Source organism: Phycicoccus sp. M110.8 (assembly GCF_032464895.1).
Classification (GTDB): domain Bacteria; phylum Actinomycetota; class Actinomycetes; order Actinomycetales; family Dermatophilaceae; genus Pedococcus.
The window spans coordinates 1,972,261-1,989,732 of record NZ_JAWDIC010000001.1; the positions used below are offsets into that span (position 1 = coordinate 1,972,261).

Annotated in this window: 14 protein-coding genes and 1 tRNA gene; 5 read left to right on the plus strand and 10 right to left on the minus strand. The window is 72.9% G+C overall.

What is annotated here, in order from left to right; genetic code table 11:
• Window positions 1-59: 59 nt before the first annotated feature.
• The gene (locus tag RKE38_RS09390; RefSeq protein WP_316007164.1) at window positions 60-872 is read left to right on the plus strand and encodes a maleylpyruvate isomerase family mycothiol-dependent enzyme; all 813 of its coding nucleotides are present in this window, start codon (window positions 60-62) and stop codon (window positions 870-872) included.
• A gap of 54 nt (window positions 873-926) precedes the next feature.
• On the opposite strand, the gene RKE38_RS09395 is transcribed toward RKE38_RS09390, so the two are convergent.
• Together RKE38_RS09395 and RKE38_RS09400 are read right to left on the minus strand one after the other, a co-directional pair.
• Window positions 927-2,393, minus strand: coding sequence for a HAMP domain-containing sensor histidine kinase (locus RKE38_RS09395; RefSeq protein WP_316007165.1), 1,467 nt, complete (start codon window positions 2,391-2,393; stop codon window positions 927-929).
• Window positions 2,390-3,124, minus strand: a complete 735-nt coding sequence (locus RKE38_RS09400) for a response regulator transcription factor (protein WP_316007166.1) — start codon at window positions 3,122-3,124, stop codon at window positions 2,390-2,392. Before RKE38_RS09400 ends, RKE38_RS09395 begins: the two co-directional genes overlap by 4 nt.
• Before the next feature lie 163 nt (window positions 3,125-3,287).
• On the opposite strand from RKE38_RS09400, the gene RKE38_RS09405 reads away from it, so the two are divergent.
• Both RKE38_RS09405 and RKE38_RS09410 read left to right on the plus strand, forming a co-directional pair.
• Window positions 3,288-3,941: a hypothetical protein gene (locus RKE38_RS09405; protein WP_316007167.1), complete on the plus strand. Its 654-nt coding sequence runs from the start codon at window positions 3,288-3,290 to the stop codon at window positions 3,939-3,941.
• Entirely contained in the window at window positions 3,938-4,087 is a 150-nt protein-coding gene (locus RKE38_RS09410; RefSeq protein WP_316007168.1) for a hypothetical protein, read from the plus strand. Before RKE38_RS09405 ends, RKE38_RS09410 begins: the two co-directional genes overlap by 4 nt.
• 5 nt (window positions 4,088-4,092) lie before the next feature.
• Here the strand turns inward: RKE38_RS09410 and RKE38_RS09415 are convergent, their stop codons facing one another.
• Complete coding sequence (locus tag RKE38_RS09415) at window positions 4,093-5,559, minus strand: hypothetical protein (protein WP_316007169.1); 1,467 nt, start codon at window positions 5,557-5,559, stop codon at window positions 4,093-4,095.
• 75 nt (window positions 5,560-5,634) lie between these two features.
• Window positions 5,635-7,467, minus strand: coding sequence for a phosphoenolpyruvate carboxykinase (GTP) (locus RKE38_RS09420; protein WP_316007170.1), 1,833 nt, complete (start codon window positions 7,465-7,467; stop codon window positions 5,635-5,637).
• Window positions 7,468-7,852: 385 nt separating this feature from the next.
• Between RKE38_RS09420 and RKE38_RS09425 the strand changes: the two genes are divergently transcribed.
• Window positions 7,853-7,925: transfer RNA gene (locus RKE38_RS09425), tRNA-Arg, on the plus strand.
• A gap of 114 nt (window positions 7,926-8,039) precedes the next feature.
• Here the strand turns inward: RKE38_RS09425 and RKE38_RS09430 are convergent.
• The 3 genes from RKE38_RS09430 to RKE38_RS09440 all read right to left on the minus strand — a co-directional run bounded on the left by RKE38_RS09430 (window position 8,040) and on the right by RKE38_RS09440 (window position 11,089).
• Complete coding sequence (locus tag RKE38_RS09430) at window positions 8,040-9,521, minus strand: DUF2252 domain-containing protein (protein WP_316007171.1); 1,482 nt, start codon at window positions 9,519-9,521, stop codon at window positions 8,040-8,042.
• 322 nt (window positions 9,522-9,843) lie between these two features.
• The gene (locus RKE38_RS09435) at window positions 9,844-10,128 is read right to left on the minus strand and encodes an SHOCT domain-containing protein (RefSeq protein ID WP_316007172.1); all 285 of its coding nucleotides are present in this window, start codon (window positions 10,126-10,128) and stop codon (window positions 9,844-9,846) included.
• 97 nt (window positions 10,129-10,225) lie between these two features.
• Entirely contained in the window at window positions 10,226-11,089 is an 864-nt protein-coding gene (locus RKE38_RS09440; protein ID WP_316007173.1) for an SDR family oxidoreductase, read from the minus strand.
• 165 nt (window positions 11,090-11,254) lie between these two features.
• Between RKE38_RS09440 and RKE38_RS09445 the strand changes: the two genes are divergently transcribed.
• A complete protein-coding gene (locus tag RKE38_RS09445) occupies window positions 11,255-13,390 on the plus strand; it encodes a hypothetical protein (RefSeq protein WP_316007174.1) in 2,136 nt (711 codons plus the stop codon).
• A gap of 69 nt (window positions 13,391-13,459) precedes the next feature.
• On the opposite strand, the gene RKE38_RS09450 is transcribed toward RKE38_RS09445, so the two are convergent.
• From RKE38_RS09450 to RKE38_RS09460, 3 genes are all read right to left on the minus strand, one after another.
• Window positions 13,460-13,648: a hypothetical protein gene (locus tag RKE38_RS09450; RefSeq protein WP_316007175.1), complete on the minus strand. Its 189-nt coding sequence runs from the start codon at window positions 13,646-13,648 to the stop codon at window positions 13,460-13,462.
• Window positions 13,649-13,898: 250 nt separating this feature from the next.
• Window positions 13,899-14,948, minus strand: a complete 1,050-nt coding sequence (locus RKE38_RS09455; RefSeq protein WP_316007176.1) for a ribonucleotide-diphosphate reductase subunit beta — start codon at window positions 14,946-14,948, stop codon at window positions 13,899-13,901.
• Window positions 14,945-17,398: a ribonucleoside-diphosphate reductase subunit alpha gene (locus tag RKE38_RS09460; RefSeq protein WP_316007177.1), complete on the minus strand. Its 2,454-nt coding sequence runs from the start codon at window positions 17,396-17,398 to the stop codon at window positions 14,945-14,947. The genes RKE38_RS09455 and RKE38_RS09460 overlap by 4 nt, the downstream gene beginning before the upstream one ends.
• Between the last annotated feature and the right edge of the window lie 74 nt (window positions 17,399-17,472).

The window sequence follows — 17,472 nt, forward strand, 5'->3', positions numbered from 1 at the left end:
TGAGTGCCGGCTGCCGAAATCCGCTGGGCCGCAGGGGTGCCGGGCTGGTAGACAGCACCGTGCGCAACGACCTGCCCTCCGCCGACCTCTCCTCGCGGGACCTCGACTTCGACGACCTGCTGCGGCTGGTCGACGAGCGGTCCGCGGCGTTCCGTGCCGCGGTCGAGGCCGCGCCCGACCTCGGCGCCCAGGTGCCCACGTGCCCGGAGTGGACGCTGCTCGACCTGGCCGAGCACATCGGGACCGGCCGGCGGGCGTGGGCCGCGACCGTGGCAGCCGGCCCGGACGCGACCGGCAAGGCGGCCCCTGCCGACCCCACGCCGGCGCCGCGGGACCGCGCGGCCCTCGTGGAGTGGCTGGCGGAGTCGACCCGGCTGCTGCTCGACGCCCTCGCCGAGGCCGGCCCCGACCGCGGGTGCTGGACCTGGTGGGGCGACTCGCAGTCCCCGAGCACCTGCGGGGCCGTGGCCCGCCACCAGCTGCAGGAGGTGGCGGTCCACACGTACGACGCCGAGCTCACCGTCCACGGCGCGGCGTCGCTGCCCGCCGACGTGGCGCTCGACGGGGTCGAGGAGTTCCTGGCGACCTGCAACGCGACGACGAGCGCGTGGCCGCACGCCGCGGCGACCGTCGACTACGTCGTGACCGAGGGGCGCGCGTGGCGGCTGCACCTGTCCGGCGACGGTGCCCGCGCCGAGCGACTGGCCGCACCGGCCGGACAGGGCGGGCCGCCGGAGCCTGCGGACGTCTCGGCCCACGCCACGGCCTCCGACGTCGTCCTCTTCATGTACGGCCGCAGGAGCGTCGAGCAGATGCCGATCGACGGCAACGTCGAGGTGTTCGACCAGCTGATCGCCTGGGTCCCCGAGTAGGCCGGCGCCGTCCCCGCCGCGGCACAGCCCCACCCGGTCGACGGGCGTGCGGACTCAGCCGGCCGGCAGGAGCACCGAGAACCGGGTCTCGCCCGGGCGGCTGGCGAGCTCGACCCGGCCGCCGTGCGACTTCGCCACGGCGTCGACGATCGACAGGCCAAGGCCCGTCGAGCCGGCGGCGCGGTTGCGGGAGTCGTCACCCCGGGTGAAGCGCTGGAACACGTGCCGCTGCAGCGACTCCGGGATGCCGGGGCCGTCGTCGGCGACGCTGATCCGCACCCACGAGTCGTCGGGCTGCACCGACGTCACGACCTTGGTGCCGGCCGGGGTGTGCGTCCTGGCGTTGGCGAGCAGGTTCGCCACGACCTGGTGCAGCCGCGCCTGGTCGCCGCTCACCTCGATGGGCTCGTCGGGCAGGTCGAGCTCCCACCGGTGGTCCGGGGCCGCCGCGTGCGCGTCGCTCACGGCGTCCATGGCCAGCAGCGACAGGTCCACCGGCTTGCGCTCCAGCGGGCGTCCGGCGTCGAGCCGGGCGAGCAGCAGCAGGTCCTCGACGAGGCCCTGCATCCGCAGCGCCTCGGACTCCACGCGCGCCAGCGCGTGGCTCACCGACGCGGGCACCGGCTCGCGCTCGCGACGGGACAGCTCGGCATACCCGCGGATGGAGGCGAGCGGGGTCCTCAGCTCGTGCGAGGCATCGGCGACGAACTGCCGCACCCTCTGCTCGCTCTCGTGCCGCGCCTGCAGGGCGCCCTCGACGTTGTCGAGCATGCTGTTGAGGGCGAGCCCGACCTGGCCGACCTCCGTGCGCGGGTCGGTGTCGGCGTCGGGCACGCGCTGCGCGAGGGCGACGTCGCCGGAGTCGAGCTTGAGGTGCGAGACGCTCGTCGCGGTGTGGGCGACTCGCTGCAGCGGGGCGAGGTTGCGCCGCACGAGCCACAGCCCGCCGGTGGACACCACGACGAAGCCGATGATGGTGCCGGCCGCGACGAGCGTGACGACCTGGCTGACCGTCTCGGTGACCCCGGACATGGGCAGCCCGGTGATCACGGTGGTGCCGGTGGGGGTCCGGCGGGAGATGAGGCGGTACTCGCCGAGGCCGGTCACGTTGAGGGTCTGCGGGGACGTGCCGATGCCGGCGCCGTCGATCTGGCGGACCTGGGCGTCGGTGAGGGTGCCGTAGGTGTCGCCGGTGACGACGCGGCTGCCGGTGACGGTCCCGCCCGACATGGTCAGGGTCAGGAACCGGCCGCCCCCGCCGGGCGGCGCGCCGGGCGGACGCCCGTGGTTGTCGCCGTCGCCGTCGTCGGGGCCCCCGCCGAGGCGCACCACGCTGGAGCGCAGGTCCTGGTCGAGCCGGCCCTCGAGGTAGCCGCGCAGCAGCAGCACGGTCAGCGCGGACGTCGCCAGCGTGACGACGAGGAAGAGGCCGACGACGGTCGCGACGAGCTTGGTGCTCAGCGACCAGGTCGAGGGGCGGATCCGCTCGCGGGCCAAGCCCACGGCAGCAACAGGGCTCATGACGTGGGCTTGAGGACGTACCCGACGCCGCGCATGGTGTGGATCATGGGCTCGCGACCGGCGTCGATCTTCTTGCGCAGGTAGGAGATGTAGAGCTCGACGACGTTCGCCTGGCCGCCGAAGTCGTAGTTCCAGACGCGGTCGAGGATCTGCGCCTTGGACAGCACCCGCTTGGGGTTGCGCATGAGGTAGCGCAGCAGCTCGAACTCGGTGGCGGTGAGCTGGACCTGCTCGCCGCCACGGGTGACCTCGTGGCTGTCCTCGTCCATGGTGAGGTCGCCGACGACGAGCATCGAGGACGACTCGTCCGCGACGACGGCGGTGCGGCGCATGAGGGCGCGCAGCCGGGCGACGACCTCCTCGAGGCTGAACGGCTTGGTGACGTAGTCGTCGCCGCCGGCGGTCAGCCCCGCGACCCGGTCCTCCACCGCGTCCTTGGCGGTGAGGAACAGGACAGGGATGTTGGCGTTGTCGCCGCGCATCCGGCGCAGCACCTCGAGGCCGTCGAAGTCGGGCAGCATCATGTCGAGGGCGACCGCGTCGGGCTGGAACTCGCGCGCGACCCGCACGGCCTGCTGGCCGTTGGCGGCGGTGCGCACCTCCCACCCCTCGTACCGCAGCGCCATCGAGAGCAGCTCGGTGAGGTTGCTCTCGTCGTCGACGACGAGGACCCGCACCGGTGAGCCGTCGAGGCGCTGGAGGCGCGGGTTCGTCTGCTGCTGCGTGTTCATGGCCCCTAGGAAACACCCGAACCATGTGAGGTCGCGCGGTGGAGCCTGTGCGGATCCTGTGAGGCCTCTGTGCCCAGGACTCAGCACCCCGACACCCCCGTCACAGCACGGGCACAGCACGGCGCCCGACGCTGCGAGCACCGACTACCTCGTGGAGGCACCGATGACCCAGCGCACACCGGCTCCCGACGACACCGCCCCGGTGCCGTGGGCCACCACCTGCACCATGCCGTATGCCGGCGAGCCGGCTCCCGGGCCCACCGCGCCACCCACCGCGCTACCCGGCGCGGCGGCCACGGCGCAGGCCGGGGCGGCGGGGACGCAGTCACCCACCGTGCCGCCCGTCGCTCCCGACGGGACGGCCCCGGAGGCGGCGGCCGCGCCCATCCCGGGAGCGGCCGCGACCACCGCTCCTGCCCTCAACCCGCCCACGTGGTCGGGGCGCAAGACGGCCATCGCCGCCGCGCTCGCCATCGGGATCTCCTCGATGGGCGGGGTGGCGGCCGCGGCGATGCTCCCCGCCGGCAGCTCGGTCCAGGACGGCCGCGGCTTCCAGAACGGCCAGTTCGGCCCGGGTGGTCGCGGCGGCTTCGGCCAGCAGGGACAGGGCGGCTTCGGCCAGCAGGGCACGGGGACCCAGCAGGGGACGGGCGCCGGCCAGGGTGGCCTGACCCAGCAGGGGCAGGGCGGCTTCGGCCAGCAGGGGACCCTCCCCGGCCAGCAGGGGCAGCTCCCCGGCCAGCAGGGCACCCAGCAGGGGTTCCCCGGTGGCCCGCGGGACGACGACGACCAGGGCGCGCCTGCGAGGACGTCGTGACCGCCCTGCTGGCCCGGGTGGGCCTGCTGCGCGTGCACCACGGCCGAGTGGCGCCCCGCGTCGTCCCCGGCACGGGTCCCGCGAAGGACCTCAGCACGTTCCCCGTCTGCGGCGGGGTGCGGCCGCTGGCGTCGCAGCGCCGCTAGCCGGGTCAGCCGCGGGCGCCGCCGAGGCCCAGCACGACCGCGAGGCCGAGCGCGCTGCGCGGGTCGTACGGCGTGCGCCACAGTCCGCCGTGCACGGCGCCCTGGGCCTCCTCCCGCCACGGCGCCTGCGGCGGTGTCGGGGCGGTGCGCAGGTCGTGCACGAGGAGGGCGGCCATGAGCGTGTTGCTCGTGGCGGGCTCGAACACCTCGATGCCGAACCGGTGCGCCCCGGCGTACGCGCTGGCCAGTGCCCTGTTCTTGACCACCGAGCGCGTGCGGGTCGGCGGGGCGACGTTGAGCGACACCGTGAGCCCGTCGCGCCGGGCCGTCGTCGCGCGCCAGCGCTGGAGCCGCTTCGCCAGCGCGTAGTTGGGGCCCTGCTGCGGGATGAAGCTGTCGTTGACCCCCGGGTCCGAGCCGGGGGCGTAGTTGCGGCGCAGGAGCCGCCCGGCGCTCGCCGCCCGCACCGCGGGCCGCACGAGCCGCATGCCGCGCGACGGCTCGCGGTAGGCGCGGGTCGAGTGCTCGACCGCGTCGCGCGGCACTGCGAAGACGTCGGTCGGCGTGGCGAGGAAGGCCAGCGCCGTGTCGGCCCGGTGCCGGACCAGCTCCTGGGTGAGCGCGTCGACCGCGGTGGAGACGCGCACGTTCGTGGCGCCGTCGGCATACACGTAGTTGCCGAGCACCAGGCGTCCCTCCACGCCCTGCAGCCACTGTGCGACCGCCGGCAGCGAGTGCAGGAGGTCCGCGCCGGCGTGCTCGTGCAGGTCGCCGGCCGACCACGCCGTCCCCGTCGCGACCGGCAGGTGCAGCGTGCCGGCCGACTGGCCCGCCACCTCGAGCACCCGCCGCCACAGGTCCGGCCGCGGGAGGTCGACCGCGACGACGTCGCCGCCCCACGACAGGACGCTGCGCAGGGGGCCCATCTCCGCGCCCGCGCCGAGGACCACCAGCCGCAGGTCGGACAGGTCGAGCCAGTCCGGGTTGGCCAGCACCTCGTGGACGGCCTCGGTGGCGGACGGCTCCATGATCCCGCGCCATAGCCAGTCGTCGAGCTGGCGGCGCAGCTCGTCGCCGCCGATACGCCTGCCGTGCAGGGGCAGGGTGAGCTCACGCGCGGGAGCCTGGGTGCCGCGCACGGTGGCGGTCTCGAACGGCACGTCGACCGGCTGGTCGAACACCGCGTCCAGCGCCACCTCGCCACCCGGGCCGGTCGCGCGCATGCGGGCGTGCAGGGACTCGAGCCCGGCGCGGGCGATGTCGACCGCGGCCTCGCCGTCCCGCAGCAGCCCGGCCTCGACCAGCCGGCGGAAGTGGGTGAGGTAGTCCTGGCGCCAGTTCGTCTCGCGCTCGGCCGCGGCCGCGCCCACCGGGTCGACCTCCCGCAGCGCGTCGGCGACGACGCCGCGCCCCAGCGCCGAGGTGCTGCGCCGGCCGTCGACCTCGGGGAACACCACGCCGCTGGAAGCCATGGCGCGAGTATGCCGGGTGCCGCCGCAAACGCCGAGGGGCCCGGAACCGACTCGGTTCCGGCCCCTCGAGGGTTGTCAGAGCCCCAGGCGGGCCTTGAGGCCGTCGAGCTCGACCTGCAGCTGGGTCGGCAGGGTCTCGCCGAACTTGGCGAACCACTCCTCGATCTGCGGGATCTCGGCCTTCCACTCCTCGGCGTCGACCGCGAGCGCCTGCTCGAGCTCGGCGTCGGTCATGTCCAGGCCGTCGGTGTCGAGCGACTCGGGGGTCGGGACGTGGCCGATCGGGGTCTCGACCGCAGCGGCCTTGCCCTCGATCCGCTCGATCGCCCACTTGAGCACGCGGCTGTTCTCGCCGAACCCGGGCCACAGGAAGTTGCCCTCGTCGTCGCGGCGGAACCAGTTGACGTAGAAGATCTTCGGCAGCTTGGCCGCGTCGGCGTCCTTGCCGAGGTTGATCCAGTGCTGGAAGTAGTCACCGGCGTTGTAGCCGATGAACGGCAGCATCGCCATCGGGTCGCGGCGCACGACGCCGACCTGGCCGGTGGCGGCGGCGGTGGTCTCCGAGGAGAGGGTCGCGCCCATGAAGGTGCCGTGCACCCAGTCCCGGGACTCGGTCACCAGCGGCACGGTCGTCTTGCGGCGGCCGCCGAAGAAGATCGCCGAGATCGGCACGCCCTTGGGGTCGTAGTACTCCTCGGCGAGGATGTCGCACTGCTCGATCGGGGTGCAGTACCGGCTGTTCGGGTGGGACGAGAGCTCCTCGGAGTCCGGCGTCCAGTCCTGCTTCTTCCAGCTCGTGGCGTGGGCCGGGGTGTTCTCCAGGCCCTCCCACCACACGTCGCCGTCGTCGGTCAGCGCGACGTTGGTGAAGACCGAGTTGCCCTTGTTGATGGTCTTCATCGCGTTGGGGTTGGTGTGCTCGTTGGTGCCCGGGGCGACGCCGAAGAACCCGAACTCGGGGTTCACGGCATACAGCCGGCCGTCCTCGCCGAAGCGCATCCAGGCGATGTCGTCGCCGAGGGTCTCGACCTTCCACCCGGGGATGGTGGGGGCGAGCATCGCGAGGTTGGTCTTGCCGCAGGCGGACGGGAAGGCCGCCGCGACGTAGTAGACCTGCTGCTCGGGGGAGATCAGCTTGAGGATGAGCATGTGCTCGGCGAGCCAGCCCTCGTCGCGCGCCATGACCGAGGCGATCCGCAGCGAGTAGCACTTCTTGCCCAGCAGGGCGTTGCCGCCGTAGCCGGATCCGTAGGACCAGATCATCCGCTCCTCGGGGAACTGGACGATGTACTTCTCGTCGTTGCACGGCCACGGCACGTCGGCCTGCCCGGGCTCGAGCGGGGCGCCGAGGGAGTGCAGCGCGGGGACGTAGCGGGCGTCCTCGCCCAGCTCCTCGATGCGGCGCAGCACGTTGACGCCGCAGCGGGCCATGACCCGCATCGACACCACGACGTACTCCGAGTCGGTGATCTCGACGCCGAACATCGGGTTCTCGGCGTTGAGGTGACCCATGACGAAGGGGATGACGTACATCGTCCGGCCCTTCATGCTGCCCTTGTACAGGCCCCGCATGAGGTCCTTCATCTCCTCCGGGTCCATCCAGTTGTTGGTGGGGCCGGAGTCCTTCTCCTCGCGGGAGCAGATGAAGGTGCGGTCCTCGACCCGGGCGACGTCGATCGGGTCGGACGCGGCGTAGAAGCTGTTCGGCTTCTTGGACTCGTCCAGGCGCACGAAGGTGCCGGCCTCGACGAGCTTGTCGGTGAGGCGGGCCCACTCGGCGTCGGAGCCGGTGACCCACTCGATGGAGTCGGGGGTGGTCAGCGCGGCCACCTCGTCGACCCACGCCTGCAGCCTGGCGTGCGTCGTCCCCCCTGCGCGCTGATCGGTCTGAGTCGCCTCGGTCGTCATGTGATCGGCCGTCCCTTTCGTCCCGCAGATCCCTCGCCGCGGTTCGTGCGGTGGTGCGTCCACGCGACATCGGGTGATGTCCACATGGTGAACGCTGCTGATCCGGCCAAGGTACGCCCACGGCGGAGGGGGTCGGTACCACAGATGCACGGCAGCGCTCGTGAAAAGCCTCACAACCGCCGGGGAGTTTGGGGAGGGCTGCCCGGTTCTTGCAGACCTTGCAAGAACCGAGCCGAATTCGCCTGCGGTGCGTGCAGATTCGTCTGCCGACCCCCGCGCCGTGCCGAGGGCGGCTGGACCCCGATTTCGTGCGGGGCGAGGGACCCGGTAGTCTTTCCCGTCGTTGCTCCGCGTACGGACACCAGGATCCGCCGGGGCGACATCTGCGCCCGTAGCTCAACGGATAGAGCATCTGACTACGGATCAGAAGGTTAGGGGTTCGAATCCCTTCGGGCGCGCACTGTGTTGAGACAGTAGGACGGGCCCCGACAGGCGGAGACGCGGTCGGGGCCTTGTGCTGTCCGCCTCCAGGCCGGTCCTGGTGGGTGTGCCCCCCAGCGGTGGGTTCGCCGTCAGCGGCCCAGCTCGACAGCGACCCGTCCGGAGTCGACGGCGGCGACCAGGGCTGCGTGGTCGCGCTCGTTCTGGTCGGCGTAGGCGACGGCGAAGGCCGCGATGGCGCGGTCGAAGGAGTCGCCCGCGCCGAGGTAGGCCGCGATGGCGATGCGGTCGCCGGAGCGTGCGTGGGCCCGCGCCAGGGCGGCACCGCACGCACGCGCGTAGGCCGTCATCAGGCTCGGGGTCATCGCGTCGACGTCGGCCGAGCCCTTCCAGTCGCGCAGCTGCCGTACGTAGAAGTCGTGGTCCTTTCCGTCGAGCCCGGTGACCCGCTGCCAGCCGAGGAAGATGTCGCTCACCGCCTGCATGAGCCGCTGGCCCGCCACGACGCGCTGGCCGTGGTTGGGGTACCTGCTCCTGCCGACGAACCGCTCGAGCACCGACTCCTGCGCCTCCTTGGCCTGGAGGAACAGCGGGTCCCGGCCGTCTCGTCCGAGCAGGAGCAGGATCCACGCGCGGGTGCCGACGCTGCCGACACCGACCACCTTCCGGGCCGCGTGGACGTAGTCGAAGCTGTCGAGGAGCTCGCGGCGGTCGGTCTCCAGGGTGCGGCGGTAGGAGCGGATCAGCGCTCGCAGCTCCTCGTCGAGGTCGTGGCGCTCGGCATCCGCGGGGGCGAGCTCCTCGATGGGGACGACCAGCGGCGGGTCGGAGACGATGCGGCGCTGGCCGTCGACCTCGTGGGTGAGCTTGCTGAACGCCTGGAGGCTGTCGCGCGTCCGGGCCTTGGCCACGTTGGCCGCGGCCCTGGCGCGCTGCTTCCTGGTGGTGACGGTGGAGAGCTCCTCGAAGAGCCGGGTGATCTCGATGTGGGCGTACCAGACGTCGAGGTTGCGGGCGGCGGCCATCTGCCGCATCCGGGTGCGGTACTCGGCCACGCCGGCGGCGACGACGGCCTTGCGGTCCTGGGGGGTGAAGCCGCGGTCCCGTCCGGCGACCTCGAAGCTCGCGCCGAGTCTCTTGACGTCCCACTCCGAGGGTCCGGGCAGGGTCTCGTCGAAGTCGTTGATGTCGAACATCACCTGGCGCTCGGGTGAGGCGAACACGCCGAAGTTCGACAGGTGGGCGTCACCGCAGATCTGCGCCCGCAGACCGGACCGCGGGGTGCGGTCCAGGTCGGATGCCATGAGCAGCGCCGCGCCACGGTAGAAGGTGAACGGGGAGACCAGCATCCGGCCGTATCGCAACGGCACCAGCTCGGGGATCCGGGTCGCGTCCTGGGCCTCGAGCAGGGCGACGGGGTCCGGCCGCCCGGCCGCCGGCTCCCACCGGCCGTGGCTGCTGCGGGGCGCATCCCTGCGTGCGGCCCGGCCTCGCGCCTCCCGCTCCTCCGGCGTGAGCCGCGTCGGCGTCCTCGCGGCGCCCGCGCGGCGGCGGCCGGCAGCACGCCCCGGAACGCCGGGCGCCACGGTCACCGGCTGGTCTCCACTGCTCATCGGCACCCCCGGGCGGTCGCTCGTCGCCGGCGAGTGGCCGCGACGAGAGCAACATCCCACCGACCCGCAGCCGAAGCCACCCCCCGCTGCGGACGAGAGCCGCGGGCAGCCAAAGCCACCCCCCGCTGCGGACGAGAGTCCCGAGCAGCCGAACCCGTCCCGCTGCGGACGCGAGCCGCGGGCAGCCGATGGCTCGTACGCCGATGGTCCCGACGTCGACCCCGGCGCGTCCGCCGGGGGGCGGACGACGCAGCCCCGGTCGCCAGTGGCGGCCGGGGCCTTGTCGTCGCCGGTCAGGGGCCGGCGACGCCTTGGGGCGCGGTCAGCCGGCCGGCGGGTGGGTGAGCAGCTCGCGGGTGCGCCGGTACCCGTCCTCGTCCACCTCGCCGCGGGCGAACCGCAGGTCGAGCTCGCGCAGGGCCTCGTCGGACGGGCTGGGTCCCTGACCCTGCACCGGCGGGGTGCCGGTCGTCAGGTGCGTCTCCCGCGGCGGGCGTGCGGCCACCACGATGGCCACCACGGCGGCCACGAGCACCAGCAGGAGCAGCAGCAGGCCGCCGCCCATCATCCACCAGCCCCAACCCCAGCCGCGGTCGTCGTACATCATCGGGCTCTCAGCTCCTTCGCACCCGGACGCGTCGGTGTCGTCCTGGGTCCACCGTGCGGGGTGGTGGCGCCCCGGGACAGGGCCGAAGGGCCCGGGGTCAGAAGACCGGCTTGCCGCCGGTGACGCCGAGGACGGTCCCGGACACGTAGCTCGCCTCGTCCGAGGCCAGGAAGACGTAGGCCGCGGCCACCTCCACCGGGTGCCCGGCGCGGCCCAGCGGCACGTCCGACCCGAAGCCCTCGACCTTGTCCGCGGACATCGTCGCGGGGATGAGGGGCGTCCAGATCGGCCCGGGAGCGACCGCGTTGACGCGGGTGCCCTGGGTGCCGAGCTCCTGGGCCAGGTTGACGACCATGTTCGTCAGGGCTGCCTTGGTGGCGGCGTAGTCCACGAGGTGGGAGCTGGGCTGGTAGGCCTGCACGGAGGTCGTCACCACGATGCTGCCGCCGTCGGCCAGCTGCGGCGCCAGCTCGTGCACCAGCCAGAAGGTCGAGAACACGTTGGTCTCGAACGTCCGCCGCACCTGGTCGGGCGGGAACTCGCGCAGCTCGTCGTGGGACATCTGGAACGCGGCGTTGCAGACCAGCACGTCGAGGCCGCCCAGGGCCGACACCGCGTGGTCGGCGAGCTCGACGTTGGCCTGGTGCTCCCGCAGGTCGGTGGCAAAGGACACGCCCTTCCGGCCCTCCGCCCGGATCGCCGCGACGGTGTCGTCGGCGTCGGCCTGCTCCTGGGGAAGGTGGGCGATGGCGACGTCCGCGCCCTCCTTCGCGAAGGCGATCGCGGTGGCCCGGCCGATGCCGGAGTCGCCGCCGGTGACCAGGGCGCGCCGCCCGGTGAGCCGGCCCCGTCCCTGCCAGGAGGTCTCGCCGTGGTCGGGTCGCGGGTCCAGGTCCGCGAGGCTGCCGGGCCACTCCTGCTCCTGGGCGGGGATCGACGAGAGGTCTGCGCGTTCGCTCATGCCCGCCTCTACCCGCGCCGGGCGGAGGTATGCCTGGCACGGTCGGTCACCGCATCCTCGGCCGAACGGCCGGAAACGGAGGCGTTCGCGCCGTTCCCGGCGGGAGGGGTGCGGCCGCGGCATACGGTCGCGACCGACCCCACCACCACGAAGGACGACCCGACGATGACGCCTGCCCCGCGACGGGCACAGTGCCGGCCCGCCGCCCTCGCCGGCGTCCTCGCCGGTGTGCTCGCCCTCGCCGCGTGCACCACGGACCCCGCACCCGCGACGGCGCCGACCACCCCGGTCGCTGCCCCGGCCAGCTGGAAGCCCGCGCTCGCCGACCCGCGGTCCTGGGCTCCGCACCCGACCACCGCCGGCGGGTTGTCCACGGTGGCGGCCGCCCAGGGGGACCGGCTGCTGCTGCACACCGGGCACGGCGACGTCGACTTCTGGTCGGGCGTCAACCTCGGGAGCACCACCCCCGGCCACAGCCCGGGCGAGCTCGCGATCAGCCGCGAGGAGTACCGGCGCTGGTTCGCCCAGATGGGCCAGATGGGCGTGCACACGCTGCGCGTCTACACGATCCACCCGCCGGCGATGTACGAGGAGCTCAAGGCGTACGACGAGGCGCACCGGGACGCGCCCATCTACCTGGTGCAGGGGGTCTACCTGCCGGACGAGTCCTACCTGCGCAGCCACGACCTGTTCGCGGCCGGGCCGACCGCCGCGATGGATGCCGAGCTGCGGGACGCGTCCGCAGCCGTGCACGGCGACCTCACGCGCGCCCCGCGGACCGGGCGCGCCGGCGGCACGTGGACGGCCGACGTGTCGCCGTGGGTGGCGGCCTGGATCGTCGGCGTGGAGTGGGACGGGTACGCCACCCGTGCCTCCGACGCCCGCAACGCTGCGAAGCCGCTGCACCGCGGCCGGTACTTCGCCAACACGACGGACGCGACCCCGACCGAGCGCTGGCTGGCGGCCCGGATGGACGAGCTCGCGACACGCGAGGCGGCGCGAGGGGTCTCGGCACCCATCGCGTTCGTCAACTGGCCCACCACCGACCCGCTGCGCCACCCGGCGGAGCCGCTCAGGAGCGAGGACGCCGTCGGCGTCGACGCCGACCACGTGCTGCCGACGAAGGCCTGGCCGGGCGGGACGTTCGCCAGCTTCCACGCCTACCCGTACTACCCGGACTTCCTGCGGCACCAGCCCGCCTACGCGAAGGCCGACGACCCGTACCTCGCCTACCTGCTCGACCTGAAGCGGCACTTCGCACCGCACATGCCGCTGCTCGTCACCGAGTTCGGCGTGCCGTCCTCGCTGGGCTCGGCCCACGACGGCACCAACGGCCGCGACCAGGGCGACCACAGCGAGCAGGAGGCGCTCGCGATGGACGCCTCGATGCTGCGGTCCTTCAAGGACGCCGGGCTCGCGGGCGGCCTGCTCTTCTCCTGGGTCGACGAGTGGTTCAAGTTCACCTGGAACACCATCGGGCGGCAGGCCGTCGTCGACGGCGAGCGCCGGGCGGTGTGGCACGACCCGCTGACCAACGAGCAGCACTTCGGGCTGGTCGCGCAGGACCCGTCACGGGTGGGCCGGAGCGTCCCGTGGGAGTCACGCTCCGGCGTGCAGCGGGTCACGGTCGACCACGACGCGTCCTGGGCCTACCTCACGATCGACCTGGACAAGGCGCCGACGGCGCCCGTGCGGCTGGGCTTCGACGTCGTCCCCGGCGGACTGGCCCTGCCCGGGGGCTCGACCAGGGCCGGGGGCGCCTACGACTACGCGGTCACCGTCGACCCGGCGGCGCGGACCGCCACGATGGTCGTCGACGGGGCGATCGACCCGGTGCTGCTCGACGGCCTGCCCGCGGCCTCCGTGCCCAGGCCCGCGGCCGACGGCTGGTCGCTGGAGCGGCTGACCGTGAACCGGCCGTTCGTCCTCCCGCTGACCGGGCAGCACAGCCCCGCCGAGTTCCTCGAGGTGGGCCGGCTGAGGCGCGGCTCCTGGGACCCTGCCGCCGCAGACTTCGACGACCGCTCCACCTGGCAGCTGCAAGGCGCCCGGGTCACCCTGCGGCTGCCGTGGTCGATGCTCGGCCTCGGTGACCCGTCCTCGAGGACGGCTGTGGTCCCGCGCGACCGGCGGCCGGTCGCCGTCCCGGTGCAGGACATCGGCGTCGTCGTCGACGCGGGCCCCGGGGGCCGGGCCGACCTGCGCCTGCGCTGGGACACCTGGAACCGGGCGACGCACACCGAGCGGGTCAAGGCCGGCGCACAGGTCTTCGTGGACGCGCTGGCCGACGTCTCGCGCTGAGGCAGCCGGCGCCGACCGGGTGAGGCCGCCGCGGCGAGGCTCGCCGGGGGAGAGGTGCCGAGGGGCCGGTCAGCGCCGCAGCCGGGCACCGCGCAGGGCGAGGACCAGCCCGACGATCGCGACCACCGGCCCGACGACGGCCCACAGGGTCACGCCGGTCATGGGGCTGCCGCCGACCACGCCGAGACCCTGGAGGGTCCACAGGACCCCGACAGCGAAGACCGCGCCGCCGAGCGCGAGGGCGAGGGGTCGGGACATGCGGCCAGCGTATGCCGTCGTGGACGCGTGACCACGAGAACGCGGCGGTGCCGCGGGACTTCACGGACATCACCGGCATACGGGCCTGTGGCTCTTGACCACAGGCATCCGCAGGAGGACCGTCGCGAACGAGCCCAAGCGCGCGGCGGGCAGCCGGGGGGCCGTGGCCGCTGCGGCGGGGCGGGGTGTGCCGGGTGGTCTTCGTGGTACGACCACCCGGCACACGACCTGTGCACAGCTCGTCGTCGGCTCAGAAGTCGTCGTCGAAGCCGACCTGGCCGGTCACGCCCACCTGGTAGGCCGAGACCCTGCGCTCGAAGAAGTTCGACAGCTCCTGCACGTCCTGCAGCTCCATGAACGCCAGCGGGTTCCTCGCCCCGTACTCCGGCTCGAGACCGAGCTGCGCCAGGCGCCGGTCGGCGACCGACTCCAGGTAGGTGCGCATGTCCGTCGTGGAGAGCCCGGCGACCCCGCCACCGAGGAGGTCCTCGGCGAACTGCGCCTCGGCGTCGACGGCCTCGCGCAGCATGGCCCGCACCTGCGCCGCCATCTCGTCGTCGAACAGGTCCGGCTCCTCGGCGCGCACCGTCTCGACCACGTCGAACGCGAACGCCATGTGCATCGACTCGTCCCGGAACACCCAGTTGGTGCCCGACGCCAGGCCGTTGAGCAGCCCGCGCGAGCGCAGGAAGTACACGTACGCGAACGCGCCGTAGAAGAACAGGCCCTCGATGCAGGCGGCGAAGCAGATCAGGTTGAGCAGGAACGCCTTGCGGTGCTCGCGCGTCTCGAGCCGGTCGAGCTCGAACACCGAGTCGATCCAGCGGAAGCAGAAGTCGGCCTTGTGCTTGATCGAGGGGATGGTGTCGACCGCCGCGAACGCCTCCGCCCGCTCCCTCTCGTCGGGCACGTAGGTGTCGAGCAGCGTCAGGTAGAACTGCACGTGCACCGCCTCCTCGAACAGCTGCCGGCTCAGGTACAGCCGGCCTTCGGGGGAGTTGACGTGCTGGTAGAGGTTGAGCACGAGGTTGTTGGCCACGATGGTGTCGCCGGTCGCGAAGAAGGCGACGAGGCGGGAGACCAGGTGGCGCTCGGCGTCGGTGAGCCGTTTCAGGTCCTTGAGGTCGGAGTGCAGGTCGACCTCCTCGACCGTCCACGTGTTCTTGATGGCGTCGCGGTACCGCTCGTAGAAGTGCGGGTACCGCATCGGCCGCAGGGTGAGGTTCATGCCCGGGTCGAGCAGCATCCGGGTGCTCGTGTGGTCACTGGCGGTGGTGGTGGTGGTCTGGTCGACGGTCACTGGCAGGCCTCGCAGCTCTCGGGGTTCTCCAGGGAGCACGCGATGGCCTCCTGGTCGGTCGGGGTCAGGGTGGGCTGTGCCGCGGCGGACGTCGCGGTGGTCGGGTTGGGCACCCTCGCGGCGACGGAGACCGTCGCCTGCTGGATCCGCGTCGCGGGTCGTGAGCGCAGGTAGTACGTCGTCTTCAGCCCGGCCTTCCACGCGTACAGGTACATCGAGCTGAGCTTCCCGATGGTGGGCGCGGCGAGGAACAGGTTGAGCGACTGGCTCTGGTCGACGTACGGCTGGCGGGCCGCGGCGAGGTCGATCAGCGCCCGCTGCGGCAGCTCCCACGCGGTGCGGAACAGCAGCCGCACGTCCTCGGGCAGGTCCAGCACCCCCTGCACCGAGCCCTCGCTGCGCTTGACGGCCTCGCGCACCTCGGGCGTCCAGAGCCCGCGGTCCTTGAGCTCGCGCACCAGGGCGGTGTTGACCTGGAGGAACTCGCCCGAGAGCGTCTCCCGCTTGAACAGGTTCGACACCTGCGGCTCGATGCACTCGTAGCAGCCGGCGATCGAGGCGATCGTCGCCGTGGGGGCGATCGCCACGAGCAGGCTGTTGCGCAGCCCGTGGTCGGCGACGGCCGCGCGCAGCGCGCCCCACCGCTCGGTCTGGGTCGGCGTCACCCCCCAGAGGTCCGGCTGGAGGTCGCCGCGGGCCGCCCGCGTCTGCCCGTATGCCGGGTGCGCGCCGTGCTCGGCCGCGAGCTCGGCGGAGCGCTCCAGGGCCGAGAGGTAGACCTCCTCGGCGATGCGGGTCGACAGCTCACGCGCCTCGTCGGAGTCGAACGGCAGCCGGAGGGCGAAGAAGACGTCCTGCAGCCCCATCATCCCCAGCCCGACCGGGCGCCAGCGCGGGTTCGAGGCGGCCGACTCGGTGCTCGGGTAGTAGTTCACGTCGATGACCCGGTCGAGGTAGGTCACCGCGGTGCGGACCGTGGATCGCAGTGCGCCCCAGTCGATCCCGTCACGTGCGGCGGTGAGGTGCCGGGCCAGGTTGACCGAGCCGAGGTTGCAGACGGCGGTCTCGCCGTCGCTGCTGACCTCGATGATCTCGGTGCACAGGTTGGACAGGTGCACGACGGGGGAGCCCGGGCCCTGCTCGTCCGAGGTCTGGTTGCAGGTGCGGTTGCTGGCGTCCTTGAAGGTCATCCAGCCGTTCCCGGTCTGCGCCAGCGTCCGCATCATCTTCCCGTAGAGCTCGCGCGCGCTCACGGTGCGCACGACGCGGCCCTCGCGCTCCGCCGCGGCATACGCCCGCTCGAAGGCGGGACCCCACAGGTCGGGCAGCTCGGGCACCTCGCTGGGGTCGATGAGCGACCACTGCTCGTCGGCCTCGACCCGGCGCATGAACTCGTCGGGGACCCAGTTGGCGAGGTTGAGGTTGTGCGTGCGCCGGGCGTCCTCGCCGGTGTTGTCGCGCAGCTCGAGGAACTCCTCCACGTCGGGGTGCCACGGCTCGAGGTAGACGCAGGCGGCGCCCTTGCGCCGGCCGCCCTGGTTGACGGCGGCGACCGAGGAGTCGAGCGTGCGCAGCCACGGGACGATGCCGTTGGAGTGGCCGTTCGTGCCGCGGATCAGGGCGCCGCGGCCGCGGACCCGCGACCACGAGATGCCGATGCCGCCGGCGAACTTCGACAGCTTGGCAACCTGTGCGTAGCGTTCGTAGATCGAGTCGAGCTCGTCGCGCGGGCTGTCGACGAGGTAGCACGACGACATCTGCGTGTGCCGGGTGCCCGAGTTGAAGAGGGTCGGCGAGCTCGGCAGGTAGGCCAGGCTCGACATCAGCCGGTAGAAGTCGATCGCCTCCTGCGGGGTGTGCGCGAGGCCGCAGGCGACCCGCAGCAGCCAGTACTGCGGGGTCTCGATGACGTCGCGGGTCTGCGGGTGGCGCAGCAGGTAGCGGTCGTAGACGGTGCGCAGGCCGAAGTACTCGAACCGCCGGTCGGCGGACGGGTCGACGGCGTGGTCGAGCTTGCGCGCGTTCGCCTCGACGAAGGCGGCGGTCTCGTCGCCGACCAGCCCCTCGAGGTGGCCGAGCCGCACCGCCTGGCTGAACGACGCGACCTGCGCGCCGCGCACCTCCTTGTCGATGTAGTTCGACAGCAGCCGGGCCGCGAGCCGGGAGTACTCCGGCTCGGTGGCGGTCATCTCGGCCGCCGTCTGGATCGACAGCCGGTCGAGCTCGGCCGTCGTCGCGCCGTCGTAGAGCCCGCTGATCGTGCGGGTGGCGACCGTCATGGGGTCGACCTCGGGGAGGTCGTCGCACCAGCGCTCGACGGCGCGGACGATCTTCATGACGTCGACGGGTTCGGCGTCGCCGTTGCGCTTGCGCACCTGCATGGTGCTGCGGCGCGGCGTGGTTTCGGTGGTCTCCGGGGCGCCGGGCGCCCGGTCCTCGACCTGGGTCATCTGCTCTCTCCTCGCGAGCTGTTCCGGAGGAGCCGGGCCACGCGGGGAGGGGACGACGACACGGGGGCGCGTCC

What these genes read in the sequence shown, in the direction of transcription:
- RKE38_RS09395 (WP_316007165.1), bottom strand. Translation starts at nt 2,393, where the DNA reads ATGAGCCCTGTTGCTGCCGTGGGCTTGGCCCGCGAGCGGATCCGCCCC.
- RKE38_RS09400 (WP_316007166.1), bottom strand. Translation starts at nt 3,124, where the DNA reads ATGAACACGCAGCAGCAGACGAACCCGCGCCTCCAGCGCCTCGACGGC.
- RKE38_RS09405 (WP_316007167.1), top strand. Translation starts at nt 3,288, where the DNA reads ATGACCCAGCGCACACCGGCTCCCGACGACACCGCCCCGGTGCCGTGG.
- RKE38_RS09415 (WP_316007169.1), bottom strand. Translation starts at nt 5,559, where the DNA reads ATGGCTTCCAGCGGCGTGGTGTTCCCCGAGGTCGACGGCCGGCGCAGC.
- RKE38_RS09420 (WP_316007170.1), bottom strand. Translation starts at nt 7,467, where the DNA reads ATGACGACCGAGGCGACTCAGACCGATCAGCGCGCAGGGGGGACGACG.
- RKE38_RS09430 (WP_316007171.1), bottom strand. Translation starts at nt 9,521, where the DNA reads ATGAGCAGTGGAGACCAGCCGGTGACCGTGGCGCCCGGCGTTCCGGGG.
- RKE38_RS09435 (WP_316007172.1), bottom strand. Translation starts at nt 10,128, where the DNA reads ATGATGTACGACGACCGCGGCTGGGGTTGGGGCTGGTGGATGATGGGC.
- RKE38_RS09440 (WP_316007173.1), bottom strand. Translation starts at nt 11,089, where the DNA reads ATGAGCGAACGCGCAGACCTCTCGTCGATCCCCGCCCAGGAGCAGGAG.
- RKE38_RS09445 (WP_316007174.1), top strand. Translation starts at nt 11,255, where the DNA reads ATGACGCCTGCCCCGCGACGGGCACAGTGCCGGCCCGCCGCCCTCGCC.
- RKE38_RS09450 (WP_316007175.1), bottom strand. Translation starts at nt 13,648, where the DNA reads ATGTCCCGACCCCTCGCCCTCGCGCTCGGCGGCGCGGTCTTCGCTGTC.
- RKE38_RS09460 (WP_316007177.1), bottom strand. Translation starts at nt 17,398, where the DNA reads ATGACCCAGGTCGAGGACCGGGCGCCCGGCGCCCCGGAGACCACCGAA.